35 protein-coding genes are annotated in these 22,620 nt (G+C 67.7%); all 35 read right to left on the bottom strand.

All coding sequences use genetic code 11. The annotated features are described in order from the left end of the window. Positions 1–7: 7 nt before the first annotated feature. Positions 8–451 carry a 50S ribosomal protein L13 gene (gene rplM, locus ACGFSC_RS03510; RefSeq protein WP_030055846.1) on the bottom strand — a complete coding sequence of 148 codons (444 nt, stop codon included), beginning with the start codon at positions 449–451 and terminating at the stop codon, positions 8–10. Between the two features lie 241 nt (positions 452–692). Beyond that, the gene (locus ACGFSC_RS03505) at positions 693–2,351 is read right to left on the bottom strand and encodes an ATP-binding cassette domain-containing protein (protein WP_359897503.1); all 1,659 of its coding nucleotides are present in this window, start codon (positions 2,349–2,351) and stop codon (positions 693–695) included. 41 nt (positions 2,352–2,392) lie between these two features. Next, on the bottom strand, positions 2,393–3,304 hold the full coding sequence (gene truA / locus ACGFSC_RS03500) for a tRNA pseudouridine(38-40) synthase TruA (protein WP_359897504.1): 912 nt from the start codon (positions 3,302–3,304) through the stop codon (positions 2,393–2,395). An 82-nt stretch (positions 3,305–3,386) separates the two neighbouring features. Then, positions 3,387–3,866: a 50S ribosomal protein L17 gene (rplQ, locus tag ACGFSC_RS03495; protein WP_359897505.1), complete on the bottom strand. Its 480-nt coding sequence runs from the start codon at positions 3,864–3,866 to the stop codon at positions 3,387–3,389. A gap of 127 nt (positions 3,867–3,993) precedes the next feature. After that, entirely contained in the window at positions 3,994–5,016 is a 1,023-nt protein-coding gene (locus tag ACGFSC_RS03490) for a DNA-directed RNA polymerase subunit alpha (protein WP_049649049.1), read from the bottom strand. A gap of 129 nt (positions 5,017–5,145) precedes the next feature. Then, a complete protein-coding gene (gene rpsK, locus ACGFSC_RS03485) occupies positions 5,146–5,553 on the bottom strand; it encodes a 30S ribosomal protein S11 (protein WP_030232513.1) in 408 nt (135 codons plus the stop codon). 72 nt (positions 5,554–5,625) lie between these two features. Next, positions 5,626–6,006 carry a 30S ribosomal protein S13 gene (gene rpsM / locus ACGFSC_RS03480; RefSeq protein ID WP_350511311.1) on the bottom strand — a complete coding sequence of 127 codons (381 nt, stop codon included), beginning with the start codon at positions 6,004–6,006 and terminating at the stop codon, positions 5,626–5,628. 176 nt (positions 6,007–6,182) lie between these two features. After that, positions 6,183–6,296 carry a 50S ribosomal protein L36 gene (gene rpmJ, locus ACGFSC_RS03475; protein WP_003956441.1) on the bottom strand — a complete coding sequence of 38 codons (114 nt, stop codon included), beginning with the start codon at positions 6,294–6,296 and terminating at the stop codon, positions 6,183–6,185. Between the two features lie 32 nt (positions 6,297–6,328). Then, positions 6,329–6,550, bottom strand: coding sequence for a translation initiation factor IF-1 (infA, locus tag ACGFSC_RS03470; protein WP_003956442.1), 222 nt, complete (start codon positions 6,548–6,550; stop codon positions 6,329–6,331). Positions 6,551–6,744: 194 nt separating this feature from the next. Further along, positions 6,745–7,170, bottom strand: coding sequence for a large conductance mechanosensitive channel protein MscL (mscL, locus tag ACGFSC_RS03465; RefSeq protein ID WP_359897506.1), 426 nt, complete (start codon positions 7,168–7,170; stop codon positions 6,745–6,747). A gap of 131 nt (positions 7,171–7,301) precedes the next feature. Beyond that, positions 7,302–8,141: a type I methionyl aminopeptidase gene (gene map / locus ACGFSC_RS03460; RefSeq protein ID WP_359897507.1), complete on the bottom strand. Its 840-nt coding sequence runs from the start codon at positions 8,139–8,141 to the stop codon at positions 7,302–7,304. A gap of 117 nt (positions 8,142–8,258) precedes the next feature. Then, positions 8,259–8,912, bottom strand: a complete 654-nt coding sequence (locus ACGFSC_RS03455) for an adenylate kinase (RefSeq protein WP_359897508.1) — start codon at positions 8,910–8,912, stop codon at positions 8,259–8,261. Beyond that, the gene (gene secY / locus ACGFSC_RS03450; protein WP_359820423.1) at positions 8,912–10,222 is read right to left on the bottom strand and encodes a preprotein translocase subunit SecY; all 1,311 of its coding nucleotides are present in this window, start codon (positions 10,220–10,222) and stop codon (positions 8,912–8,914) included. The genes ACGFSC_RS03455 and secY overlap by 1 nt, the downstream gene beginning before the upstream one ends. Before the next feature lie 310 nt (positions 10,223–10,532). Then, a complete protein-coding gene (rplO, locus tag ACGFSC_RS03445) occupies positions 10,533–10,985 on the bottom strand; it encodes a 50S ribosomal protein L15 (protein ID WP_255752515.1) in 453 nt (150 codons plus the stop codon). Between the two features lie 2 nt (positions 10,986–10,987). After that, positions 10,988–11,170 carry a 50S ribosomal protein L30 gene (gene rpmD / locus ACGFSC_RS03440; RefSeq protein WP_030055835.1) on the bottom strand — a complete coding sequence of 61 codons (183 nt, stop codon included), beginning with the start codon at positions 11,168–11,170 and terminating at the stop codon, positions 10,988–10,990. Next, positions 11,170–11,793 (bottom strand): 30S ribosomal protein S5, encoded by a 624-nt coding sequence (rpsE, locus tag ACGFSC_RS03435; RefSeq protein WP_030055834.1) that lies wholly within the window; start codon positions 11,791–11,793, stop codon positions 11,170–11,172. The genes rpmD and rpsE overlap by 1 nt, the downstream gene beginning before the upstream one ends. A gap of 48 nt (positions 11,794–11,841) precedes the next feature. Continuing rightward, entirely contained in the window at positions 11,842–12,225 is a 384-nt protein-coding gene (rplR, locus tag ACGFSC_RS03430) for a 50S ribosomal protein L18 (protein WP_030280785.1), read from the bottom strand. Positions 12,226–12,228: 3 nt separating this feature from the next. Next, the gene (gene rplF, locus ACGFSC_RS03425; RefSeq protein WP_030393304.1) at positions 12,229–12,768 is read right to left on the bottom strand and encodes a 50S ribosomal protein L6; all 540 of its coding nucleotides are present in this window, start codon (positions 12,766–12,768) and stop codon (positions 12,229–12,231) included. Between the two features lie 22 nt (positions 12,769–12,790). Further along, entirely contained in the window at positions 12,791–13,198 is a 408-nt protein-coding gene (gene rpsH / locus ACGFSC_RS03420; protein ID WP_033824224.1) for a 30S ribosomal protein S8, read from the bottom strand. A 268-nt stretch (positions 13,199–13,466) separates the two neighbouring features. After that, complete coding sequence (locus ACGFSC_RS03415) at positions 13,467–13,652, bottom strand: type Z 30S ribosomal protein S14 (protein ID WP_030393303.1); 186 nt, start codon at positions 13,650–13,652, stop codon at positions 13,467–13,469. A 4-nt stretch (positions 13,653–13,656) separates the two neighbouring features. Then, complete coding sequence (gene rplE, locus ACGFSC_RS03410; protein ID WP_030393302.1) at positions 13,657–14,226, bottom strand: 50S ribosomal protein L5; 570 nt, start codon at positions 14,224–14,226, stop codon at positions 13,657–13,659. Next, positions 14,226–14,537: a 50S ribosomal protein L24 gene (gene rplX, locus ACGFSC_RS03405; RefSeq protein ID WP_030055828.1), complete on the bottom strand. Its 312-nt coding sequence runs from the start codon at positions 14,535–14,537 to the stop codon at positions 14,226–14,228. The genes rplE and rplX overlap by 1 nt, the downstream gene beginning before the upstream one ends. Before the next feature lie 15 nt (positions 14,538–14,552). Further along, entirely contained in the window at positions 14,553–14,924 is a 372-nt protein-coding gene (gene rplN / locus ACGFSC_RS03400; protein ID WP_030393301.1) for a 50S ribosomal protein L14, read from the bottom strand. 102 nt (positions 14,925–15,026) lie between these two features. Continuing rightward, entirely contained in the window at positions 15,027–15,299 is a 273-nt protein-coding gene (rpsQ, locus tag ACGFSC_RS03395; RefSeq protein WP_030055826.1) for a 30S ribosomal protein S17, read from the bottom strand. Beyond that, positions 15,299–15,523, bottom strand: a complete 225-nt coding sequence (rpmC, locus tag ACGFSC_RS03390; RefSeq protein ID WP_063348970.1) for a 50S ribosomal protein L29 — start codon at positions 15,521–15,523, stop codon at positions 15,299–15,301. Before rpmC ends, rpsQ begins: the two co-directional genes overlap by 1 nt. Next, positions 15,523–15,942, bottom strand: a complete 420-nt coding sequence (rplP, locus tag ACGFSC_RS03385; RefSeq protein ID WP_030055824.1) for a 50S ribosomal protein L16 — start codon at positions 15,940–15,942, stop codon at positions 15,523–15,525. Before rplP ends, rpmC begins: the two co-directional genes overlap by 1 nt. 5 nt (positions 15,943–15,947) lie before the next feature. Continuing rightward, a complete protein-coding gene (gene rpsC / locus ACGFSC_RS03380; RefSeq protein WP_359820416.1) occupies positions 15,948–16,772 on the bottom strand; it encodes a 30S ribosomal protein S3 in 825 nt (274 codons plus the stop codon). Continuing rightward, the gene (gene rplV / locus ACGFSC_RS03375; protein WP_030055822.1) at positions 16,772–17,119 is read right to left on the bottom strand and encodes a 50S ribosomal protein L22; all 348 of its coding nucleotides are present in this window, start codon (positions 17,117–17,119) and stop codon (positions 16,772–16,774) included. Before rplV ends, rpsC begins: the two co-directional genes overlap by 1 nt. A 57-nt stretch (positions 17,120–17,176) precedes the next feature. Next, complete coding sequence (gene rpsS, locus ACGFSC_RS03370; protein ID WP_030055821.1) at positions 17,177–17,458, bottom strand: 30S ribosomal protein S19; 282 nt, start codon at positions 17,456–17,458, stop codon at positions 17,177–17,179. An 11-nt stretch (positions 17,459–17,469) separates the two neighbouring features. Further along, complete coding sequence (rplB, locus tag ACGFSC_RS03365) at positions 17,470–18,306, bottom strand: 50S ribosomal protein L2 (RefSeq protein WP_320440637.1); 837 nt, start codon at positions 18,304–18,306, stop codon at positions 17,470–17,472. Positions 18,307–18,349: 43 nt separating this feature from the next. Next, on the bottom strand, positions 18,350–18,667 hold the full coding sequence (gene rplW / locus ACGFSC_RS03360) for a 50S ribosomal protein L23 (RefSeq protein ID WP_030280768.1): 318 nt from the start codon (positions 18,665–18,667) through the stop codon (positions 18,350–18,352). Beyond that, positions 18,667–19,344: a 50S ribosomal protein L4 gene (rplD, locus tag ACGFSC_RS03355; protein ID WP_359897509.1), complete on the bottom strand. Its 678-nt coding sequence runs from the start codon at positions 19,342–19,344 to the stop codon at positions 18,667–18,669. Before rplD ends, rplW begins: the two co-directional genes overlap by 1 nt. Positions 19,345–19,349: 5 nt before the next feature. Then, on the bottom strand, positions 19,350–19,997 hold the full coding sequence (rplC, locus tag ACGFSC_RS03350) for a 50S ribosomal protein L3 (RefSeq protein ID WP_189916064.1): 648 nt from the start codon (positions 19,995–19,997) through the stop codon (positions 19,350–19,352). A gap of 14 nt (positions 19,998–20,011) precedes the next feature. Further along, positions 20,012–20,320: a 30S ribosomal protein S10 gene (gene rpsJ / locus ACGFSC_RS03345; protein WP_012785157.1), complete on the bottom strand. Its 309-nt coding sequence runs from the start codon at positions 20,318–20,320 to the stop codon at positions 20,012–20,014. Between the two features lie 392 nt (positions 20,321–20,712). After that, positions 20,713–22,524, bottom strand: coding sequence for a hypothetical protein (locus ACGFSC_RS03340; RefSeq protein ID WP_359897511.1), 1,812 nt, complete (start codon positions 22,522–22,524; stop codon positions 20,713–20,715). Positions 22,525–22,620 lie beyond the last annotated feature (96 nt).

The raw sequence follows: 22,620 nt of genomic DNA, 5'->3' as shown, positions 1-22,620 counted from the left end.
GGCCGAATTACTGCGCGACCTGGGTGATCTCGAACGGCACCGGCTGCTGGGCAGCGTGCGGGTGCTGGTCGCCCGAGTAGACCTTCAGCTTGGAGAGCATCTGGCGGCCCAGGCTGTTCTTGGGGATCATGCCCTTGATGGCCTTCTCGACGGCCTTCTCCGGGTTGTTCGCCAGCAGGTCGTCGTAGCGCACCGAGCGCAGACCGCCCGGGAAGCCCGAGTGGCGGTAGGCCAGCTTCTGGGTCTTCTTGTTACCGGACAGGTGCACCTTGTCGGCGTTGATGATGATGACGAAGTCACCAGTGTCAACGTGCGGCGCGTAGATCGCCTTGTGCTTGCCCCGGAGGAGGTTGGCGGCCTGGGAGGCCAGGCGGCCGAGCACGACGTCGGTCGCGTCGATGACGTGCCACTGACGCTGGACGTCGCCGGGCTTGGGGCTGTACGTACGCACGGTCGTAGCCTTCGCTTTTCAGTGAGTGAGTCCTGACAGGAGCACCCGGACGGCAGAGCAGCCTGGCCAACCTTGGACGCAATTCAAGGGGGACCGCTGGTCGACGACCTGATGTCTCCGGCGTACCGACCTCTCACGTGAGATAGAGCGAGCCAATACGCACATCAAGCGTCCAGGTTACCGGCCCGACCCTGAGGGGTCAAAAATCGGCTGGACCCCTCCCGGCCGGGCCGGTCGCGACTCAGCGTTCGCGCTCCACCCGGGTCACGTCCCAGACCGGCTCCGACGACTCGTACACCCGGCCGTCCGCCCCGAACACCAGGAAGCGGTCGAAGGTCCTGGCGAACCAGCGGTCGTGGGTGACGCACAGCACGGTGCCCTCGAAGGCCTCCAGGCCGGTCTGCAGGGCCTCGGCGCTCTCCAGGTCCAGGTTGTCGGTCGGCTCGTCGAGCAACAGGGCCGTCACGCCGGAGAGTTCGAGCTTGAGGATCATCAGCCGGGCCTGCTGCCCGCCGGACAGCGACTCGAACTTCTGCTCCTCCTGGCGGTCCAGCTCGTAGCGGCGCAGCGCCCCCATCGCGGCGCCGCGGCTGAGCGCGTGCTCCTCCTCGACGATCGACCGCACGGTGCGGCCGAACAGCTCCGGGTGGGCGTGGGTCTGCCGGAAGTGGCCGGGTACGACCCGGGCGCCGAGCTTCCAGTCCCCGGTGTGCCCGACCGTCGTGTCACCGGCCAGCAGCCGCAGCAGGTGCGACTTGCCGGCGCCGTTGGCGCCCAGCACCGCGACCCGCTCGCCGTAGAAGACCTCCAGGTCGAAGGGCTGCATCAGGCCGGTGAGCTCCAGCTGCTCCAGGGTGAAGGCGCGCATGCCGGTGCGCCCGCCCTTGAGCCGCATGGTGATGCTCTGCTCGCGCGGGGGCTCCTCCGGGCGGCCGGCCTCCTCGAACTTCTTCAGCCGGGTCTGGGCGGCGGCGTAGCGGGTGGCGAGCGCGTGGCTGACCGAGGCCGCCTGGCGCAGGGTGACGACCAGCTTCTTGAGCTTGGCGTGCTCCTCGTCCCAGCGCCGGCCCAGTTCCTCGAAGCGCGCGAAGCGGTCCTTGCGGGCCTCGTGGAAGCTGTCGAAGCCGCCGCCGTGCACCCAGACGCTGCTGCCGGCGGCGCCGGACTCGACGGCGATGATCTTGTCCGCGGTCTTCGAGAGCAGCTCGCGGTCGTGCGAGATGTACAGCACCGTCTTCGAGGTGGTCTTGATGGCCTCCTCCAGCCAGCGCTTGCCCGGGACGTCCAGGTAGTTGTCCGGCTCGTCGAGCAGCAGCACCTCCTCCGGGCCGCGCAGCAGCGCCTCCAGGACGAGCCGCTTCTGCTCGCCGCCGGAGAGGGTGTTCAGGCCCCGCCACTGGGCCTTGTCGAACGGCACCCCGAGGGCCGCCGTGGTGCAGACGTCCCAGTCCGTCTCGTAGTCGTAGCCGCCGACGTCGGCCCAGTCCGAGAGCGCCTGGGCGTAGGCCATCTGCGTCTTCTCGTCGTCCTGGGCGATCATCGCCAGCTCGGCGGCGTCCACCGCGCGGGCGGCCTTGGCGATCCGCTCGGGGGCGACCGACACCAGCAGGTCGCGCACCGAGGCGTCGGCCGGCAGCGCGCCCGGGGTGGACGACTGGTCCTCGCGGCCGGTGGTGCCGACGAACTGGCGCATCACGCCGAGCCCGCCGCTGATCGTCACCGAGCCGCCGTGCGGCTGGATGTCCCCCGCGATCATGCGCAGCAGGGTGGTCTTGCCGGCGCCGTTGGCACCGACCAGGGCGACCGCGGCGCCCTCTCCGACCCGGAAGGACGCGTCGTCGAACAACACGCGCCCGTCCGGCAGGTAGTACTCCAGGTGCGAAATCTCGACGTGTCCCATGGGAGCGATTCTCCCAAGCGGACGCGCCGGGCCAAAACGGATTACCCGACGGCCGGCTGCCCGGGCAGGGTCCGCATCCGCCGGGCCGCCCGGTTGCGCTCGGCCAGCTGGTCGTCCGGCGGGTAGCCGACCTCCTCCAGCGTGAGCCCGTACGGCCGGATCACGTTGACGGCGGAGTTGCGCACCCCGCCCGCCAGCACCTCGCCGGGGAACTCCACCGGCCGGTGCCCGTCGCCGACCAGCAGCATCGCGCCGACCAGCGCCCGGACCATGTTGTGGCAGAAGGCGTCGGCCCGGACGGTGGCGACCGCGAGCGAGCCCTCCTGGGCCGCGTAGGAGTCCACCGGGACGCGGTCCCAGTGCAGCTCCAGCAGGGTGCGGATGGTGGTGGCACCCTCGCGCTTCTTGCAGTACGCGGCGAAGTCGTGCTCGCCGAGCAGCAGCTTCGCCGCCTCGTTCATCCGGTCCACGTCCAGCGGGCGGTCGTGCCAGAGCACGTGGCCGCGCAGCAGCGGGTCCACCCCGCCCGGGTGGTCGGCGACGCGGTACGCGTACCGGCGCCAGACCGCCGAGAAACGGGCGTCGAACCCGGCCGGCGCCTCGCCGACCCGGTAGATCCGGACGTCCCCGGGCAGCCGGCCCGCCAGCCGGCGCAGCAGCTTCTCCCGGTGCGCCTCCCACAGCTCGGCGGGCAGGTCGACGTGGGCGACCTGGCCGCGGGCGTGCACCCCGGCGTCGGTGCGGCCGGCCACCGTCAGCGGGAACAGCTCCGGGCTGCGGGTGACGATCTGCAGCGCGGTCTCGATCTCCTCCTGGACCGTCCGCCGGCCGCCCTTCTGGCGGGCCCAGCCGGAGAACTCGGCGCCCTGGTAGGCGAGGTCGAGCCGGACCCGGACGTACCCGTCGGCCGGGCCGTCCTTCACCTGCGGCTGCTCGGCGCAATCGTTGACCACTGCTTCTCACATCTCCCGGGGATGAGGAACGGGCCCGCTCCCCCACTGCTGGGGAAACGGGCCCGCGGAACACCTAGAGGCGTCAGGCCTGCTCGGCGGCCTCGGCCTCGTCGGCCTTGGTCTCGACGGCAGCGGCCTCGTCGGCCTCCTTGACGGCGCGCTTGGTGGCGGCCTCGGCCTCGCCGACGGCGGTCTGCGCGACGGTCAGCGCCTCGACCAGCTCGATCACGGCCATCGGGGCGTTGTCGCCACGACGGGGACCGATCTTGGTGATGCGGGTGTAGCCACCCGGGCGGTTCTCGTAGCGCGGCGCGATCTCGGTGAAGAGGGTGTGCAGCACCGAGATGTCGGTGATGGTCTTGCGCACCAGGCGACGGTTGTGGATGTCGCCCTTCTTCGCCTTGGTGATCAGCTTCTCCGCCAGCGGGCGCATCCGACGGGCCTTGGCCTCGGTCGTGGTGATGCGGCCGTACTGGAACAGCTCCCGGCACAGACCGGCGAGCAGCAGCGGCTCGTGGTGCGGGCCGCCGCCGAGGCGGGCACCCTTGGTGGGACGCGGCATGGATTTCTCCTTGGATCTCCGACTACGGCCGTATCAGGTACCGCAGCGGGCGTACGGGCACTGTTGCCCGTACGACTTTCGCGACGACGGGGGCGGCTCCGTGGAACCGCCCCCGCGGCCAATTCTCTTAGTACTGCTCGGTCTCGGCGAAGTGCGAGTCGTCGAGGTCGTCGGCGCCGAAGGCGTCGGCGGCAGCGGTCGGGTCGAACCCGGGCGGGCTGTCCTTGAGGGCCAGGCCCATGCCGGCCAGCTTCGCCTTGACCTCGTCGATCGACTTCGCACCGAAGTTGCGGATGTCGAGCAGGTCGGCCTCGGAGCGGGCGACGAGCTCACCCACGGTGTGGATGCCCTCGCGCTTGAGGCAGTTGTAGGAGCGGACGGTGAGCTCCAGCTCCTCGATCGGCAGCGCCAGGTCGGCGGCCAGGGCGGCGTCCGTCGGGGACGGGCCCATGTCGATGCCCTCGGCGTCGATGTTCAGCTCGCGGGCGAGACCGAACAGCTCGACCAGGGTCTTGCCGGCCGAGGCCATGGCGTCGCGCGGACGCATGGCGGGCTTGGTCTCGACGTCGACGATCAGCTTGTCGAAGTCGGTCCGCTGCTCGACACGGGTGGCCTCGACCTTGTAGGTGACCTTCAGCACCGGGCTGTAGATCGAGTCGACCGGGATGCGGCCGATCTCCTGGCCGGAGGCCTTGTTCTGGACGGCGGAGACGTAGCCGCGACCGCGCTCGACGGTCAGCTCCATCTCCAGCTTGCCCTTGCCGTTCAGCGTGGCGAGGACCAGCTCGGGGTTGTGCACCTCGACACCCGCCGGCGGGGCGATGTCGGCGGCGGTGACGACACCCGGGCCCTGCTTGCGCAGGTACATCACGACCGGCTCGTCGTGCTCCGAGGAGACGACCAGCTGCTTGATGTTGAGGATGAGGTCGGTCACGTCCTCCTTGACGCCCGGCACGGTGGTGAACTCGTGCAGGACGCCGTCGATGCGGATGCTGGTGACAGCGGCACCCGGGATCGACGACAGGAGCGTGCGGCGCAGGGAGTTGCCGAGGGTGTAGCCGAAGCCCGGCTCCAGCGGCTCGATCACGAACCGGGAGCGGAACTCGTCGACGACCTCTTCGGTCAGCGAGGGACGCTGAGCGATAAGCATGGGGGAAATCCTCCGGTTGTCTTCGGCACCCACTATTTGATGCCGACAGGACCAAGCGTACGGGCTCCCGTGGAGAACGGGAGCCCGTACGAGGTTTAAAACATCACCTGCGTGCCCGAAGGCGCTGCGTCAGACGCGGCGGCGCTTCGGCGGACGGCAGCCGTTGTGCGGGGTGGGGGTGACGTCCTGGATCGAGCCGACCTCCAGGCCGGTGGCCTGGAGCGAACGGATCGCGGTCTCGCGGCCGGAGCCCGGACCCTTCACGAAGACGTCAACCTTGCGCATGCCGTGCTCCTGCGCGCGACGGGCAGCGGCCTCGGCGGCCATCTGCGCGGCGAACGGGGTGGACTTGCGCGAGCCCTTGAAGCCGACGTGGCCGGCGGAGGCCCAGGAGATCACGTTGCCCGCGGGGTCGGTGATCGAAACGATGGTGTTGTTGAACGTGCTCTTGATGTGCGCGTGGCCGTGAGCGACGTTCTTCTTTTCCTTGCGGCGGATCTTCTTCGCGCCGGCAGCCTGACGACCCTTGGGGGGCATAAGTCTGTTCTCCTACTGAGGTGGTCGGTCCGCTGACCCGCGGGCCGGAGGGATGTCCGGTTACGGGACGGACTACTTCTTGCCCGGCTTCTTCTTGCCGGCGATCGCGCGACGCGGGCCCTTGCGGGTACGCGCGTTGGTGTGGGTGCGCTGGCCGCGGACCGGCAGGCCACGGCGGTGACGCAGACCCTCGTAGCAGCCGATCTCGACCTTGCGGCGGATGTCGGCGGCCACCTCACGGCGGAGGTCACCCTCGACCGTGTAGTTGGCGTCGATGTACTGACCCAGCTTGACCAGGTCGTCCTCGGTGATGTCGCGGACGCGGACGTCCGGGTTCACACCGGTCTCGGCCAGGGTCTGCTGGGCGCGGGTACGGCCGATGCCGTACACGTAGGTGAGGGCGATCTCGATCCGCTTCTCACGGGGGAGATCAACGCCGGCGAGGCGTGCCATTCAAGGCTCCTGTGCTTTTTCAGAGGTCTTGCGTGCTACCTACTCCGACACCTCACGGTGAGGGAGCCCCGGCCTCTGACCGGGGGTGGCAGTCCGTTCCGGACGGAACGGATCGGGCAGCCCGCTTATGACGTTTTCGCGTCGCGCGAAGTACTACGAGAAATGCTGGGGAGAGATCAGCCCTGGCGCTGCTTGTGGCGCAGGTTGTCGCAGATCACCATGACCCGGCCGTGACGGCGGATCACCTTGCACTTGTCGCAGATCTTCTTGACGCTCGGCTTGACCTTCATGTTCAGGTTCTCCGGGTCTAGATCTGACGTTCTTACTTGTAGCGGTAGACGATCCGCCCGCGCGTGAGGTCGTAGGGGCTGAGCTCCACGACGACCCGGTCGTCCGGCAGGATGCGGATGTAGTGCATGCGCATCTTGCCACTGATGTGCGCGAGGACCTTGTGACCGTTCTGCAGCTCGACCTTGAACATCGCGTTCGGCAGAGACTCGATCACGGTGCCCTCGATCTCAATGGCGCCTTGCTTCTTAGCCATGAACTGCGAGATCCACCTTCCGGGACCGGCTACCGTATGCGGAACGCTCGTGCGAACCTGGGTTCACCCCTCCCCCGGGGGGAAGAGGGCGCGCTGAAGCACGCTACGAGTGAGCCGACGGTCCATCCTACGCCAGCGCGTCCGACGGACCAAAACGGGGGTCCCGGAAAGCGGTCACCGTCACACCCGTCGCGTCAGGCCTTGGCGACGACCACCAGCGGCTCGACGTGGGCGGTGCAGGCCGAGCAGCGGCGGGCGGCCTCGGGGATCTCGGTCAGGCACTCGGGGCAGGGACGCTTCGGCGTCTTCGGCTTCTTCGGCATGTAGCGCGCGGTCGCCTTGGTGATCGGCAGCACCACGCAGAAGTACAGCACCGCGGCGGTCATGAAGAACGCGATCAGCACGTTGAGGAACTGCCCGTACGGGAAGGTCACCCCCGCGATGTGCGCCTTGTACGAGCTGAAGTCGCCGGCCGCACCGACCACCACGCCCACCAACGGGGTGAGGAAGGCGGACACGAAGCCGGTCACCACCGCGGTGAACGCGGCACCGATGACCACACCGACCGCCATGTCGACGACGTTGCCGCGCATCATGAAGTCGCGGAATCCCTTGAGCACTTACTCTCTCCTGCTCGCTCGTGAGCCACTACGGACCCTGCCAGCCGATAAAAATAGGACAAAAGCCCTGGAGGTCCAAACCTCCAGGGCTCTGATCCCTTGTCAGCAGCGGCAGTTGGGCGCCGTGGCGACTACGCGAGGGGGTCCGGAGCTGCGGTGATGCCCAGCTTGGCCAGCTCCGCCCTGCCGCCGTCGAAGGCGGTCAGCACCAGCGGGCCCTGCTCGGTGACGGCCACCGAGTGCTCCCAGTGCGAGGCCCAGGTGCCGTCGTTGGTGACGACCGTCCACTCGTCGTCCAGCACGGTGGTGTGCGGGGTGCCGAGCGAGACCATCGGCTCGATCGCCAGCACGGTGCCGGGGACCAGCTTCGGGCCCTTGCCGCGGCCGCGCTCGACGTAGTTCAGCACGTGCGGCTCCATGTGCATCGCGGTGCCGATGCCGTGGCCGCCGTAGCCCTCGGTGATGCCCCACTTGCCCTTCGGCGGCAGCGGCTGGCGACGGATGAAGCCCTCGATCGCCTTGGAGACGTCCACCAGGCGGTTGTTCTTCTTCATCTGGGCGATGCCGGCCCACATCGAGCCCTCGGTGACCCGGCTCAGCATCTCGACCTCCGGGCTGACCTCGCCGACCGCCACCGTGATGGCCGAGTCGCCGTGCCAGCCGTCCAGGATGGCGCCGCAGTCGATCGAGATGACGTCACCCTCCTGGAGCACCCGCTCGCCGGGGATGCCGTGCACGACCTCGTTGTTCACCGAGGCGCAGATCACGCCCGGGAACCAGAGCCCGCCGTGGTGGGCCCGGAAGTTCGAGGTGGCACCGTGGCCGGTGATGACCTTGTCCGCGACGTCGTTGAGCTCCTGGGTGGTCACCCCGGGGACGACCGCCTCGCGACAGGCCTTCAGGGCCTCGGCGACGACCAGCCCGGCCGCTCGCATCTTCGCGATCTGCTCGGGGGTCTTGATCTCCACCATCTGGTCACGCCTTCCAAGTCCGGATTACCACTGCTACCACCGTACGACGCCGAAACGGCCGGGCCACCCGCGAGGGGCGGGCGACCCGGCCGTACCGTCGTACGTTCGCCGAGAGACTCAGCTGTCCCGCTTCAGCGCCTCGATGGCGCGGGAGGTGACCTCGTCCACCTTGCCGAGGGCCAGGATGGTCACCAGCAGCCCCTGCTCCTTGTAGTAGCCGATGATCGGCTCGGTCTCCGTGTGGTAGACCTCCAGGCGGGTGCGCACCGCCGCCTCGGTGTCGTCGGAGCGCTGGTAGAGCTCGCCACCGCACTCGTCGCAGACACCCTCCTCCTTCGGCGGGTTGTACGCGACGTGGAACACGTGGCTGCCGTTCTTGCGGCACAGGCGACGGCCCGCGATCCGCTTGACGACCTCGTCCTCGGGGACCTCCAGGTCCAGGACGCCGTCCAGCTTGATGCCCTTCTCGGCGAGAAACTCGTCGAGCGCCTCGGCCTGGCCCAGGTTGCGGGGGAAGCCGTCGAGCAGGAAGCCGTTCTCGGCGTCCGCCTGGAGCATGCGGTCCTTGGCCATCCCGATGGTGACCTCGTCCGGTACCAGGCGGCCGGCGTCCATGTAGCCCTTGGCCTCGAGCCCCAGCGGGGTGCCCTGGCCGATGTTGGCACGGAACAGGTCGCCGGTGGAGATGTGCGGGATGGACAGGGTCTTGGCGAGCAGGTGCGCCTGAGTACCCTTCCCGGCCCCGGGAGGACCAACGAGGACGATACGCATCAGCGGAGGAACCCTTCGTAATTGCGCTGCTGGAGCTGGCTCTCGATCTGCTTCACAGTTTCGAGTCCGACGCCGACGACGATGAGCACGCTGGTGCCGCCGAACGGGAAGTTGGTCTGCTGTCCGAAGGCGACCAGGGCGATCATCGGGATCAACGCGATCAGGCCCAGGTAGAGCGAACCCGGCCACGTGATACGGGTCAGCACGTAGTTCAGGTACTCGGCCGTCGGTCGGCCGGCCCGGATACCCGGGATGAACCCACCATACTTCTTCATGTTGTCGGCAACTTCTTCGGGGTTGAAGGAGATGGCGACGTAGAAGAACGCGAAGAAGACGATCAGCAGGAAGTAGGTGGCCATGTAGATCGGGTGGTCACCCTTGACGAAGTTCGTCCGGATCCACGTGGCCCAGCCTGCCTGGCTGTTGGTCAGCTGGACCACCAGGGCGGGGATGTACAGCAGCGACGAGGCGAAGATGACCGGGATGACACCGGCCTGGTTCACCTTGAGCGGGATGTAGGTCGAGGTCCCGCCGAACGCGCGGCGCCCGATCATCCGCTTCGCGTACTGGACCGGGATCCGGCGCTGGGCCTGCTCGACGAAGATGACCAGCATCACGACGATGACGCCGACCGCGACCACCGAGAGGAACTCGACCCAGCCGCCGCCGATGGTGCCGGACTGCTTGATCGCCCACATCGAGGACGGGAACTGGGCCGCGATCGAGGTGAAGATCAGCAGCGACATGCCGTTGCCGATGCCGCGGTCGGTGATCAGCTCGCCGAGCCACATGATGACCGTCGTGCCGGCGGTCATGGTGAGCACCATGACGGCGATCCGGAACACGCCGGTGTCCGGGACGATCTGGTTGGCCAGCGGGCAGCCGGAGAACAGCGCACCGCTGGAGGCCGTCGCCACGATGCCGGTGCCCTGGAGCACGGCGAGCGCGATGGTCAGGTAGCGGGTGTACTGGGTGATCTTGGCCTGGCCGGCCTGTCCCTCCTTCTTCAGCATCTCCAGTCGCGGGATCACGACGGTGAGGAGCTGGAGGATGATGCTCGCCGTGATGTACGGCATGATGCCGAGGGCGAAGATCGTCAGCTGGAGGAGCGCGCCACCGCTGAACAGGTTGACGAGTCCGAAGAGGCCGCTGTTCTTGGTCTCCTTCACGCACTCGTTCACGGCCGTGAAGCTCACGCCCGGGATCGGGATGTGCGAGCCCAGGCGGAACAGCACCATGATGCCCAGCGTGAACAGCAGCTTCTTGCGCAGGTCGGGCGTCTGGAACGCCCGCGCGAACGCACTGAGCACGGTGCCTCCTGCGCCTCCCGCGCGTCGTCGGCGGGAGGGTCGGTCCTGAATGGGGAGTTTGGCGGTTCGGGCTCCCGTACAGACGGCACAGGCGAGCCTACGCGCAGCCTACAAGGGAACTCCACGGACTCTAACAGTGCGCAGCCACTCGGAAGAAGCGCGTACCACCCCTCCCCCACTCATGGGGTACGGGATGCCCGGGTTTGCCACACAAAAGAACGAGCGCCGTCCGGCCGGATATCCCCGGGAACGGCGCGAGCCCCGCACCTCCCGGAGGAGGTGCGGGGCTCGAAGCCGGTTGTCAGCGGGCTCAGACGAGCTCGGTGACCGTACCGCCGGCGGCGGTGATCTTCTCGGCGGCCGAGCCGGAGACGGCGTCGACCGTCACCTGCAGGGCAACCGAGATCTCGCCGGTGCCGAGCACCTTGACGAGGGAGTTCTTGCGAACCGCGCCCTTGGCGACCAGGTCCTCGACCGTGACCTCTCCACCCTGCGGGTAGAGCTCGGCCAGCTTGTCGAGGTTGACGACCTGGAAGGTGATCTTGAACGGGTTCTTGAAACCCTTCAGCTTCGGCAGGCGCATGTGGAGCGGCATCTGGCCACCCTCGAAGCGCTGCGGAACCTGGTAGCGGGCCTTCGTGCCCTTGGTACCACGACCAGCGGTCTTACCCTTGGAGCCCTCACCACGACCCACGCGGATCTTGTCGGTCTTGGCACCCGGGGCGGGACGCAGGTTGTGGATCTTGATCGGGTTGTCGCCCATGATCAGTCCACCTCCTCAACCGTCACCAGGTGACGGACCGTGTGGGCCATCCCGCGAATCTCGGGACGGTCCTCCTTGACCACCACGTCGTGCATGCGCTTGAGACCAAGCGAACGCAGGGTGTCACGGTGGTTCTGCTTGCTGCCGATGTACGACTTGGTCTGCGTGATCTTCAGGCGAGCCATCAGGCGCTCACCCCAGCAGCACGCGCCCGCAGCAGAGCGGCGGGGGCCACGTCCTCCAGCGGCAGACCACGACGGGCGGCGATCTCCTCGGGGCGCACGAGGCCCTTCAGAGCGGCCACCGTGGCGTGCACGATGTTGATCGCGTTGTCCGAGCCGAGCGACTTCGACAGGATGTCGTGGATGCCGGCGCACTCCAGGACGGCGCGCACCGGACCACCGGCGATAACACCGGTACCGGGGGCGGCGGGCTTCAGCAGCACGACGCCGGCGGCCTTCTCACCCTGGATCGGGTGCGGGATGGTGCCCTGGATACGGGGGACCTTGAAGAAGTTCTTCTTGGCCTCCTCAACACCCTTGGCGATGGCGGCCGGAACCTCCTTCGCCTTGCCGTAACCGACACCCACGGTGCCGTCACCGTCGCCCACCACGACCAGCGCGGTGAAGCTGAAGCGACGACCACCCTTGACAACCTTGGCGACACGGTTGATCGCGACGACGCGCTCGACGTAAGCGGTCTTCTCGACGGCGGGGGCGTTGCCCCGGTCGTCACGCTTACGGTCGCGCCGCTCGCCACCGCCGGTGCCACCGCCGGCGCCGCTACCGCGGCGCTGGGGTCCAGCCATTGGAATTACCTCTCTCGTTTACGTCCGTCGACAGAGTCGACGAGCGGCTTAGAAGTCGAGCCCGGCCTCGCGGGCCGCGTCCGCCAGGGCGGCGATGCGGCCGGCGTACCGGTTGCCCGCGCGGTCGAAGACGACCGACTCGATGCCGGCGGCCTTGGCGCGCTCGGCGACCAGGCTCCCGACCTTCTTGGCCAGCTCGGTCTTGTCGCCCTCGGCGCCCTTGATGGACACGTCGAGGGTGGACGCCGACGCCAGGGTGTGACCCTTGGCGTCGTCGATGACCTGGGCGACCATGTGACGGTTCGAGCGCGTCACGACGAGGCGCGGACGCACCTCGGTGCCGACGACGCGCTTGCGAACGCGGATCGCGCGGCGCTTGCGAGCGGCGCTCTTGTAGGCGTTGCCCTTGCCGATCTTGACAGAGACACTCATCGCTTACTTACCACTCTTTCCGACCTTGCGGCGGATGACCTCGCCCGCGTACTTGACACCCTTGGCCTTGTACGGGTCCGGCTTGCGCAGCTTGCGGATCTTCGCGGCGACCTCGCCGACCTTCTGCTTGTCGATGCCGTCCACGTGGAACTTGGTGGCCGACTCGACGACGAAGGAGATGCCCTCGGGCGCCTCGACGAGGATCGGGTGGCTGTAGCCCAGCTGGAACTCCATGTCGGAGCCCTTCGCCAGAACTCGGTAGCCGACACCGCTGATCTCCAGCGACTTGCGGTAGCCCGCGGTCACGCCGGTGATCATGTTCGCCACCAGCGTGCGGGTCAGGCCGTGCAGGGCCTTCGACTGACGCTCGTCGTTGGGGCGGGTGACAGCCAGAATGCCGTCCTCGCCCTTGCCGATCTCGATCGGCGCGGCGACGACGTGGGTGAGGGAGCCCTTCGGGCCCTTCACCGAGACCGTCTGGCCATCGATGGTGACGTCCACGCCAGCGGGGACCTGGATGGGCAGCCGTCCAATGCGCGACATTGCTGTACCTCCGTTTCCCGAATTACCAGACGTAGGCGAGAACTTCTCCGCCTACGCCCTTCTTGGCGGCCTGCTTGTCGGTCAGGAGGCCGGAGGACGTGGAGATGATCGCCACGCCCAGGCCGCCGAGAACCTTCGGCAGGTTGGTGGACTTTGCGTAAACGCGCAGACCCGGCTTGCTGATGCGCTTGATGCCGGCAATGGAGCGCTCACGGTTGGGGCCGAACTTGAGCTCGATGGTCAGCTTCTTGCCGACCTCGCCCTCGACGGGCTCCTCAACCTTGTAGGAGGAGATGTACCCCTCCTGCTGCAGGATCTCGGCGACGTGCGCCTTGATCTTGCTGGCCGGCATCGCCACGGTGTCGTGGTACGCCGAGTTCGCGTTACGCAGACGCGTGAGCATGTCTGCGATGGGGTCGGTCATGGTCATGATGGCCTCAGGCCTCTCTCGCCGCGGTTTCTCCGCGCCAGGTCCCCCTTACGCACTCTTCCGAGTTCGTCAGGGGCACAAGCGCAGGGGACCTGCGACGTCGTAAGACTGGGTGCGAGCCCTCCCTTGAGAGGGCCACGGACGTCCATGGGGAAGCCGTGGCAGGGGGCCCGACCCCACTACCTTACGGGAATCCGTACGGCAGGCCCAAAACGGGCCGGTGTGGGATCGGGCACCTCTGCTTCGCTGTGTGCCTAAAGCGCCTTGATTACCAGGAGCTCTTGGTCACGCCCGGCAGCTCGCCGCGGTGCGCCATCTCACGGAGGCAGACACGGCACAGGCCGAACTTGCGGTACACCGAGTGCGGACGGCCGCAGCGCTGGCACCGGGTGTAGGCCCGGACGCCGAACTTCGGCTTCCGCTCGGCCTTCGCGATGAGGGACTTCTTCGCCATTGGCTCACGCCTCCTTGAACGGGAAGCCCAGAGCGCGCAGGAGCGCCCGGCCCTCGTCGTCGGTCTGAGCGGTGGTCACGACGGTGATGTCCATACCGCGCTGACGGTCGACCTTGTCCTGGTCGATCTCGTGGAACATAACCTGCTCGGTCAGACCGAAGGTGTAGTTGCCACGGCCGTCGAACTGCTTCGGGGAGAGGCCGCGGAAGTCACGGATTCGCGGCAGGGCCAGCGAAACCAGACGGTCCAGGAACTCCCACATGCGGTCACCGCGGAGGGTGACGTGCGTGCCGATCGGCTGGCCCTCGCGCAGCTTGAACTGCGCGATGGACTTGCGAGCCTTGGTCACGGCCGGCTTCTGACCGGTGATCGCGGTCAGGTCTCGGATCGCGCCCTCGATCAGCTTGCTGTCACGGGCGGCCTCGCCGACACCCATGTTGACGACGACCTTGACCAGGCCGGGCGTCAGCATGACGTTCTCGTACGAGAACTGCTCCTGCAGCTGACCCTTGATCTCGGAGTTGTAACGCTCCTTGAGACGGGGGGTCACCTTCTCAACAGTCGTCTCAGACATCAGATGTCCTCACCGGTTCGCTTGGCAACGCGGATCTTGTTGCCCTCGTCATCGAAGCGGTAGCCAACGCGGGTGACGACCTTCTTGCCGTCCTTCTCCACGACCAGCTGGACGTTGGAGACGTGCACCGGGGCCTCGACGGTGACAATGCCACCCTGAGTGCCCGGGCCCGGCTTGGTGTGCTTCTTGACCCGGTTCACACCCTCGACCAGGACCTTGTTCTCGGCGGGCATGGCCTGGATGACCTTGCCCTGCTTGCCGCGGTCCTTGCCGGTGATGACCTGAACCAGGTCACCCTTCTTGATCTTCATGCTGTTCGCCATGAGTTAGAGCACCTCCGGCGCAAGCGAGATGATCTTCATGAACTTCTTGTCGCGCAGCTCGCGGCCCACCGGGCCGAAGATGCGGGTGCCACGGGGGTCACCATCGGTGTTCTTCAGAACAACCGCGGCGTTCTCGTCGAAGCGGATGTACGAGCCATCCGGACGACGACGCGACTTCACGGTACGGACGACGACGCACTTGACGACGTCACCCTTCTTCACCGAACCGCCGGGGATCGCGTCCTTGACGGTCGCGACGATGACGTCCCCGATACCGGCGTAGCGACGACCGGAGCCACCGAGAACGCGGATGCAAAGGATTTCCTTCGCGCCCGTGTTGTCGGCGACACGCAGTCGCGACTCCTGCTGGATCACAGCTTTCTCCTGATCGTCAACGAGAGCTGACGGGCCGGCCGCTGCTCACACCGGCGTCCCGCAGGGACCCGCTGCACATACGGCCGTACCACATCGGCTTCGTTACTTGGCCTTCTCGAGGATCTCGACGACGCGCCAGCGCTTCGTCGCGGACAGCGGGCGGGTCTCCGCGAGGAGGACCCGGTCGCCGATGCCGCAGGCGTTCGCCTCGTCGTGCGCCTTCAGCTTGTTCGTACGGCGGATGACCTTGCCGTACAGAGCGTGCTTGACGCGGTCCTCGACGGCGACGACGACGGTCTTGTCCATCTTGTCGCTGACGACGAGACCCTCACGGGTCTTGCGGAAACCGCGCGTCTCGTTGGTGTTCTCAGTCATCAGGCGTTCTCCACCGTCTCGATGCCCAGCTCGCGCTCGCGCATCAGGGTGTAGATCCGCGCGATGTCCTTGCGGACGAGCTTCAGCCGTCCGTGGTTGTCGAGCTGCCCGGTCGCCGCCTGGAAGCGGAGGTTGAACAGCTCCTCCTTGGCCTCACGGAGCTTGGCAACGAGACCCTCGTTGTCCAGCTCGCGGAGGTCAGCAGCCTTGGTGCCGGCCGACATCAGCTCTCACCTGCCTCGCGCCGGATGATCCGGCACTTCATCGGGAGCTTGTGAGCTGCGCGGGTCAGCGCCTCACGAGCCACCTTCTCGTTGGGGTACGACAGCTCGAACATGACCCGACCCGGGTGCACGTTCGCGATCCACCACTCGGGCGAACCCTTACCGGAACCCATGCGGGTCTCGGCCGGCTTCTTGGTGAGCGGACGGTCCGGGTAGATGTTGATCCAGACCTTGCCGCCACGCTTGATGTGACGGGTGACGGCGATACGAGCGGACTCGATCTGCCGGTTCGTCACGTAGGCCGGGGTGACGGCCTGGATGCCGTACTCGCCGAACGCGAGCTCGGTGCCACCCTTGGCAGCGCCGCGGCGCTTGGGGTGGTGCTGCTTGCGGTGCTTGACCCGACGGGGGATCAGCATTGGGGTCAGGCCTCCGTTCCGGTGTTCTCGGCAGCCGGAGCCTCGGCGGCCGCGGCCGCGGGGGCCTCGGCAGCGGCGGGGCGACGGCCACGGCCACCGCGCTCGCCACCACGGCGGTCGCCACCGCGGGCGGGACGACCACCCTCGGGACGGGCCGGGCGGTTGCCCGAGCGGGCAGCGGCGTTCTCAGCGCGGACCTCGGCGATGTTCTTGACGTCGCCCTTGTAGATCCAGACCTTCACGCCGATGCGGCCGAAGGTGGTCTTGGCCTCGAAGAAGCCGTAGTCGACGTTCGCACGCAGGGTGTGCAGCGGCACGCGACCCTCGCGGTAGAACTCCGAACGGCTCATCTCGGCGCCGCCGAGACGACCGGAGCACTGGACCTTGATGCCCTTGGCGCCGGACTTCATGGTGCCCTGCATCGACTTGCGCATGGCACGGCGGAAGGAGACGCGCGAGGACAGCTGCTCCGCGACGCCCTGAGCCACGAGCTGGGCGTCCAGCTCGGGGTTCTTGACCTCGAGGATGTTCAGCTGGACCTGCTTGCCGGTCAGCTTCTCGAGGTCGCCGCGGATGCGGTCGGCCTCGGTGCCACGGCGACCGATGACGATGCCGGGGCGGGCGGTGTGGATGTCGACGCGGACGCGGTCGCGGGTGCGCTCGATCTCAACCTTCGAGATGCCGGCGCGCTCCATGCCCTTCGTCATCATGCGACGAATGGCAACGTCTTCCTTGACGTAGTCCTTGTACAGCTTGTCGGCGTACCAGCGGGACTTGAAGTCCGTGCTGATGCCGAGGCGGAACCCGTGCGGGTTAACCTTCTGGCCCATTACCGGGTCCCTTCCTTGCTGCTGACGACCACGGTGATGTGGCTGGTCCGCTTGCGGATCCGGTAGGCGCGGCCCTGGGCACGCGGGCGGAACCGCTTCAGGGTCGGACCCTCGTCAACGTACGCCTCGCTGATGACGAGGTCGTCCACGTTGGAGTGGTTGTAGTTGTGCGCGGCGTTGGCAATGGCGCTGTCGAGCACCTTGCCGACCGGCACGGTGGCGGCCTGCGGAGCGAAACGCAGGACGGCCTGGGCCTCCGTGGCCGGCAGGCCACGGATGAGGTCCACCACGCGGCGGGCCTTCATGGGCGTGACGCGGATGTACCGCGCCTGGGCCCTGGCTTCCATGGTTGTCCCCTTAATGGAGTAAGTCATTGAGTCGTTCTGGCGGTGAAGCTCAGGCGACTAGCGACGCTTCGACTTGCGGTCGTCCTTGACGTGGCCGCGGAAGGTGCGGGTCGGAGCGAACTCGCCCAGCTTGTGGCCGACCATCGACTCGGTGACGAACACCGGGACGTGCTTGCGACCATCGTGAACCGCGATCGTGTGGCCGAGCATGGCCGGGAAGATCACGGAGCGACGGGACCAGGTCTTGATGACGTTCTGGGTACCCGCCTCGTTCTGCGCGTCCACCTTCTTGAGAAGGTGGCCGTCGATGAAGGGGCCCTTCTTGAGACTGCGCGGCATCTGACCTGCTCCTAGCGCTTCTTGTTGGTCTTGCGGCGGCGCACGATGAGAGCGTCCGACGCCTTCTTCGGGCGACGGGTACGACCCTCCTTCTGGCCCCACGGCGAGACCGGGTGGCGACCACCGGAGGTCTTACCCTCACCACCACCGTGCGGGTGGTCGATCGGGTTCATGGCCACACCACGCACGGTCGGGCGAACGCCCTTCCAGCGCATACGGCCGGCCTTGCCCCAGTTGATGTTCGACTGCTCGGCGTTGCCGACCTCGCCGACGGTCGCGCGGCAGCGCGCGTCCACCAGGCGGATCTCGCCGGAGGGCATGCGCAGGTGCGCCATCTTGCCCTCACGCGCCAGCAGCTGGATGCCGGAGCCGGCGGAGCGGGCCAGCTTGGCACCGCCACCGGGACGCAGCTCCACCGCGTGGATGGTGGTACCGACCGGGATGTTGCGCAGCGGCAGGTTGTTGCCCGGCTTGATGTCGGCGCCAGCGCCGTTCTCGATCCGGTCACCCTGCGCGATGCCGCGCGGCGCGATGATGTAGCGCTTCTCGCCGTCCGCGTAGTGCAGGAGCGCGATGCGCGCGGTGCGGTTCGGGTCGTACTCGATGTGCGCGACCTTGGCCGGCACGCCGTCCTTGTCGTGACGACGGAAGTCGATCACGCGGTAGGCGCGCTTGTGACCGCCACCCTGGTGGCGAACGGTGATCCGACCGGCGTTGTTACGGCCGCCCTTGCTGTGCAGGGGGCGAACCAGCGACTTCTCCGGCGTGGACCGCGTGATCTCTACGAAGTCGGCCACGCTGGAGCCACGACGGCCCGGCGTAGTCGGCTTGTACTTGCGGATGCCCATTTGGCTCTCTCGTCCTCGTCCTTATCGACGATCACGATCTCCGTTAGGAGACCGGACCACCGAAGATGTCGATGCGGTTGCCCTCGGCCAGCGTCACGATGGCGCGCTTGGTGTCCTTGCGCTTGCCAAAGCCCGTCTTGGAGCGCTTGCGCTTGCCCTGACGGTTGATCGTGTTGACAGCCTCGACCTTGACCGAGAAGACCGCCTCGACGGCCTGCTTGATCTGGGTCTTGTTGGCGCCCGGCGACACGATGAACGTGTACTTGTTCTCGTCGAGAAGGCTGTAGCTCTTCTCGGAGATGACCGGCTTCACCAGGACGTCACGGGGGTCCGTGAACGTCTTGCTCGTAACGTCGCTCATCAGGCGGCGCTCCCTTCGAGCTCGCCCTCAGCGGCAACGGCCTTGGCGGACGCGGCCGGACCGGCCACGAAACGCTCGAAGGCGGCCTGGGTGAAGACCACATCGTCGGAGACGAGCACGTCGTAGGTGTTCAGCTGACCGGCGTCCAGGATGTGCACGTGCGGCAGGTTACGAGCGGACTTCAGGCCCAGCTCGTCCTCGCGCTCGACGACCAGGAGGACGTTCTTGCGCTCGGTGATCTTGCCGAACAGGCCCTTGGCGGCCTTGGTCGACGGCACCTCGGCCGCGACCACGTCGGTGACGACGTGGATGCGGTTGTGGCGGGCCCGGTCGGTGAGCGCACCGCGCAGAGCGGCGGCGATCATCTTCTTCGGGGTCCGCTGCGAGTAGTCGCGCGGCACGGGACCGTGCACGACGCCACCGCCGGCGAACTGCGGCGCACGGGTCGAGCCCTGACGGGCGCGGCCGGTGCCCTTCTGGCGGTACGGCTTCTTGCCGCCGCCACGGACCTCGCCACGAGTCTTGGTCTTGTGGGTGCCCTGACGGGCCGCAGCGAGCTGCGCCACGACGACCTGGTGCATCAGCGGAACGCTGACCTTCGCGTCGAAGATCTCGGCCGGCAGCTCGAGGCTGCCGGTCTTGTCACCCGAGGGCGACAGGATGTCAATGGTGCTCATATCCTTCACAGCCCCTTCGCCGCGGTGCGGACGAGGACGAGGCCGCCGTTCGGGCCCGGGATCGCACCCTTGATCAGGAGCAGACCCTTCTCCGCGTCAACCGCGTGCACGGTCAGGTTCTGGGTGGTCACACGCTCGTGACCCATCCGGCCGGCCATCTTCAGGCCCTTGAACACGCGGCCCGGGGTGGCGCAGCCACCGATGGAACCGGGCGAACGGTGCTTGCGCTGCACGCCGTGACCGGCGCCGAGGCCCCGGAAGTTGTGGCGCTTCATGACACCGGCGAAGCCCTTGCCCTTGGAGGTGCCGGTCACGTCGACCTTGACACCCGCCTCGAACAGCTCGGCGGTGATCTCCTGGCCCAGGGTGTACTCGGACGCGTCCGAGGTACGCAGCTCGACCAGGTGGCGGCGCGGGGTGACACCGGCCTTGGCGAAGTGACCCGCGAGGGGCTTGTTCACCTTGCGGGGGTCGATCTCGCCGAAGCCGATCTGGACGGCGTCGTAGCCGGCCGGGCTGTCGGCGGTGTGGACCTGGGTCACGACATTGGGCCCAGCCTTGACGACGGTCACCGGGACGACCCGGTTGTTCTCGTCCCAGACCTGGGTCATGCCGAGCTTCTCGCCCAGGATGCCCTTAATCTGCTTAGCCATCTTCGGTGCGCCTCTCAGAGCTTGATCTCGATGTCGACGCCGGCCGGCAGGTCGAGACGCATCAGCGAGTCAACCGTCTTCGGCGTGGGGTCGAGGATGTCGATCAGACGCTTGTGAGTACGCATCTCGAAGTGCTCGCGCGAGTCCTTGTACTTGTGCGGCGAGCGGATGACGCAGTACACGTTCTTCTCAGTGGGCAGCGGCACCGGGCCCGCGACCTGCGCACCAGTACGGATCACCGTCTCGACGATCTTCTTCGCCGAAGAGTCGATGACCTCGTGGTCGTAGGCCTTGAGCCGGATGCGGATCTTCTGTCCCGCCATGGCTACTCAGTAGTCCTTTGTCCTTAGTCACTGCACGACAACCCTCCGACCCCCGCGCTCGGGCGTGTCGCACTCGCGCTTGCAAAAAACCAACGAATCACTTCGTCGGTTTAGAACTTTCGGGGTTGGGGGCGCCGGGTCGAGGCCCCGCTCACGCTTCCCGGAAGATTCCCGTACTTTCGCCCCGCAGCTGCCGTGGCGTAGAACTCACGCTTGACGGCCATCACGGGAACGACGAGTACATGGGACTCGCTTCCAGTCCTCCCGGCGGGAGGCGCGCAGCATCGGCACTCAACCGAGCAACTTGGACATACTGCCACATGGAGCAGCCCGGATGCCAATCGGGGCCGGTGAGGCGCTCCTCACCGGCCCCGATGGGGTGAACGCCCTGGTCAGTCCTTGCGCCAGAGCACCCAGCCGCGGTCCTTGTTGTACTTCGCGACGTGCCAGCCGGGCTTCGGATCCGGCCAGCTGGCCTCCGGCGGGGCGTCCTTGCCGGTGGCCGCCAGGAACGCGGTGGCCTTCTCCGGCGGGGTGTTGCCGCCCTTGACGTCGTCCGTCCAGACCCGGCCCCAGTAGACCTCGTAGGCCATCGCCATCCGGGTGTCCCAGTCGAGGTCCCAGTCCAGGACCACGTTGTCGCCCTTGCGCAGGCCCGCCTCCTTGGCCACGCCGACCGCCTGGTACTTGCGGAACTTGGCGTGCGGCTCGGAGACGTTGTCGGTGATGGCGACCGTCGCGTAGGCCGCGAACAGCGTCAGGCAGGCCACCACCGCGGCGACCACCCGGCGCCCGCCGGCCACCCGCAGCAGCAGGCAGGCGGCCAGCACCGCCAGCGCGCCGAAGCTCGTCCGGATCATGTGCAGGCCGTCCCAGGTCGAGGCCAGGAACATCGCGTCCGGCACCGTCCACGGGCTGATCCAGAGCTTGAGCGCGGCACCCGCGTACGCGCCGACCGACAGCTGGATGACACCGATCACCACCGTGCCGACCAGCGCCATCCACAGCAGCGCACGGACCCCGGCCCGGAACAGCGCGGTCAGGCCGACCACCAGGAACAGCGGCACCAGCACCGCGCAGTACCGGGCGTACACCCAGTTGTCGGTCCGGTCGTTGTCCGCCAGGCCGGCCGCCGAGGCCAGCGCGGTGCCGAACAGCATCGCCACCATGGTGAAGGCCACCACCCGCTCGGCCACCGAGTACCGGCGCCGGAACACCACCACCACGCACAGCACGAGGGCGATCGCCCCGAAGCCGTACGTGGAGGTCATGAAGTACCACAGCTGCCCGAACGTGCGGGCGACGATCGTGCCGATGTACTTGCTGTCCTCGAGGTTCTCGAAGACCTTGTTGCCGACGTCGCTCGGCGGCACGTCCTTGAACCGGCTCTCGACGAAGCCGGCCAGCAGCTTGGCGCCCAGGTACGACACCCCGAGCGCGCCGACGCCGGCCAGCGAGGCGAGCCGCGGCGCCCAGCCGAGGACCAGCACCACGACCAGCACCAGCGCCGTCAGCGCCACGACCACGCCGCCCCGGTCGTGGGTGGCCATCGTGTAACCGGCCGCCAGGCCCATCCCCGCCGCGTACAGCGCGCGGCGGCGCGCCGTGCCGGGCGAGAGCCAGCCGTGCATCGCGAGCACCCAGGCCAGCAGGAGCACCGGCAGCACGGTGTCCGACATGACGAACTGGGAGTAGAAGACCACCGGCGGCACCACCGCCACGGCGGTGCCCACCAGGTACGCCTGCGGCCGGGACAGGCCCAGCCGGCGCGCCGCCACCACGGCCAGCGGGAACACCAGCGCGTTGAGCACCGCGTTGATGCCCATCACCAGGTGGTACGCGGTGGCCGGGTTGTCGGCGATCCGCAGCGCCGGCGAGATCAGCAGCGGGTAACCGCCCGGGATCACCACGCCGACCGGCATCTCGGTGGTCGGCCGGCCGGCCAGCACCCGCGCTATCACCAGGTACGAGTCCTCGTCGGCGTGCACCGACGGGAAGTAGTTGTGGATCGACAGCACCAGGCGGAACGCCACCTGCGCGCCGTACCCGAGCAGCAGGGCCGCCGGCCAGAACCAGCGGTGGGCGGCGAGCGCCCGCAGCCGGACCGGCACGACCTGGGCCGGGGTGCCGGGCGCGCTCCCGTCGCCGCCCTCACCCCGGCGCGGCCCGTCGGACGTGTGGGCAGAGTCGATCAGCGGCTGCACCGAGACACTTCCCTACTTGTATGAGTTGACGATCTCGTCATGGCCGGTTCCGGACGGCGCGCCACGGGTCCTGCCACCACGCGTCGAAGCGCATCG

The organism is Kitasatospora sp. NPDC048715 (assembly GCF_043198905.1).
Lineage (GTDB): Bacteria > Actinomycetota > Actinomycetes > Streptomycetales > Streptomycetaceae > Kitasatospora > Kitasatospora lactacystinica.
This window is presented reverse-complemented; position numbering and strand designations above follow the sequence as displayed.

Excerpts from the sequence above, each read along its gene's own strand:
- ACGFSC_RS03505 (WP_359897503.1), bottom strand. The coding sequence starts at position 2,351 with ATGGGACACGTCGAGATTTCGCACCTGGAGTACTACCTGCCGGACGGG.
- rplQ (WP_359897505.1), bottom strand. The coding sequence starts at position 3,866 with ATGCCGCGTCCCACCAAGGGTGCCCGCCTCGGCGGCGGCCCGCACCAC.
- ACGFSC_RS03490 (WP_049649049.1), bottom strand. The coding sequence starts at position 5,016 with ATGCTTATCGCTCAGCGTCCCTCGCTGACCGAAGAGGTCGTCGACGAG.
- rpsK (WP_030232513.1), bottom strand. The coding sequence starts at position 5,553 with ATGCCCCCCAAGGGTCGTCAGGCTGCCGGCGCGAAGAAGATCCGCCGC.
- rpsM (WP_350511311.1), bottom strand. The coding sequence starts at position 6,006 with ATGGCACGCCTCGCCGGCGTTGATCTCCCCCGTGAGAAGCGGATCGAG.
- rpmJ (WP_003956441.1), bottom strand. The coding sequence starts at position 6,296 with ATGAAGGTCAAGCCGAGCGTCAAGAAGATCTGCGACAAGTGCAAGGTG.
- infA (WP_003956442.1), bottom strand. The coding sequence starts at position 6,550 with ATGGCTAAGAAGCAAGGCGCCATTGAGATCGAGGGCACCGTGATCGAG.
- map (WP_359897507.1), bottom strand. The coding sequence starts at position 8,141 with ATGGTGGAGATCAAGACCCCCGAGCAGATCGCGAAGATGCGAGCGGCC.
- ACGFSC_RS03455 (WP_359897508.1), bottom strand. The coding sequence starts at position 8,912 with ATGCGTATCGTCCTCGTTGGTCCTCCCGGGGCCGGGAAGGGTACTCAG.
- rplO (WP_255752515.1), bottom strand. The coding sequence starts at position 10,985 with ATGGGCGACAACCCGATCAAGATCCACAACCTGCGTCCCGCCCCGGGT.
- rpmD (WP_030055835.1), bottom strand. The coding sequence starts at position 11,170 with ATGGCTCGCCTGAAGATCACGCAGACCAAGTCGTACATCGGCAGCAAG.
- rpsE (WP_030055834.1), bottom strand. The coding sequence starts at position 11,793 with ATGGCTGGACCCCAGCGCCGCGGTAGCGGCGCCGGCGGTGGCACCGGC.
- rplR (WP_030280785.1), bottom strand. The coding sequence starts at position 12,225 with ATGAGTGTCTCTGTCAAGATCGGCAAGGGCAACGCCTACAAGAGCGCC.
- rplF (WP_030393304.1), bottom strand. The coding sequence starts at position 12,768 with ATGTCGCGCATTGGACGGCTGCCCATCCAGGTCCCCGCTGGCGTGGAC.
- rpsH (WP_033824224.1), bottom strand. The coding sequence starts at position 13,198 with ATGACCATGACCGACCCCATCGCAGACATGCTCACGCGTCTGCGTAAC.
- ACGFSC_RS03415 (WP_030393303.1), bottom strand. The coding sequence starts at position 13,652 with ATGGCGAAGAAGTCCCTCATCGCGAAGGCCGAGCGGAAGCCGAAGTTC.
- rplE (WP_030393302.1), bottom strand. The coding sequence starts at position 14,226 with ATGTCTGAGACGACTGTTGAGAAGGTGACCCCCCGTCTCAAGGAGCGT.
- rplX (WP_030055828.1), bottom strand. The coding sequence starts at position 14,537 with ATGAAGATCAAGAAGGGTGACCTGGTTCAGGTCATCACCGGCAAGGAC.
- rpsQ (WP_030055826.1), bottom strand. The coding sequence starts at position 15,299 with ATGACTGAGAACACCAACGAGACGCGCGGTTTCCGCAAGACCCGTGAG.
- rpmC (WP_063348970.1), bottom strand. The coding sequence starts at position 15,523 with ATGTCGGCCGGCACCAAGGCTGCTGACCTCCGCGAGCTGGACAACGAG.
- rplP (WP_030055824.1), bottom strand. The coding sequence starts at position 15,942 with ATGCTGATCCCCCGTCGGGTCAAGCACCGCAAGCAGCACCACCCCAAG.
- rpsC (WP_359820416.1), bottom strand. The coding sequence starts at position 16,772 with ATGGGCCAGAAGGTTAACCCGCACGGGTTCCGCCTCGGCATCAGCACG.
- rplV (WP_030055822.1), bottom strand. The coding sequence starts at position 17,119 with ATGGAAGCCAGGGCCCAGGCGCGGTACATCCGCGTCACGCCCATGAAG.
- rpsS (WP_030055821.1), bottom strand. The coding sequence starts at position 17,458 with ATGCCGCGCAGTCTCAAGAAGGGCCCCTTCATCGACGGCCACCTTCTC.
- rplB (WP_320440637.1), bottom strand. The coding sequence starts at position 18,306 with ATGGGCATCCGCAAGTACAAGCCGACTACGCCGGGCCGTCGTGGCTCC.
- rplW (WP_030280768.1), bottom strand. The coding sequence starts at position 18,667 with ATGAGCGACGTTACGAGCAAGACGTTCACGGACCCCCGTGACGTCCTG.
- rplD (WP_359897509.1), bottom strand. The coding sequence starts at position 19,344 with ATGAGCACCATTGACATCCTGTCGCCCTCGGGTGACAAGACCGGCAGC.
- rplC (WP_189916064.1), bottom strand. The coding sequence starts at position 19,997 with ATGGCTAAGCAGATTAAGGGCATCCTGGGCGAGAAGCTCGGCATGACC.
- rpsJ (WP_012785157.1), bottom strand. The coding sequence starts at position 20,320 with ATGGCGGGACAGAAGATCCGCATCCGGCTCAAGGCCTACGACCACGAG.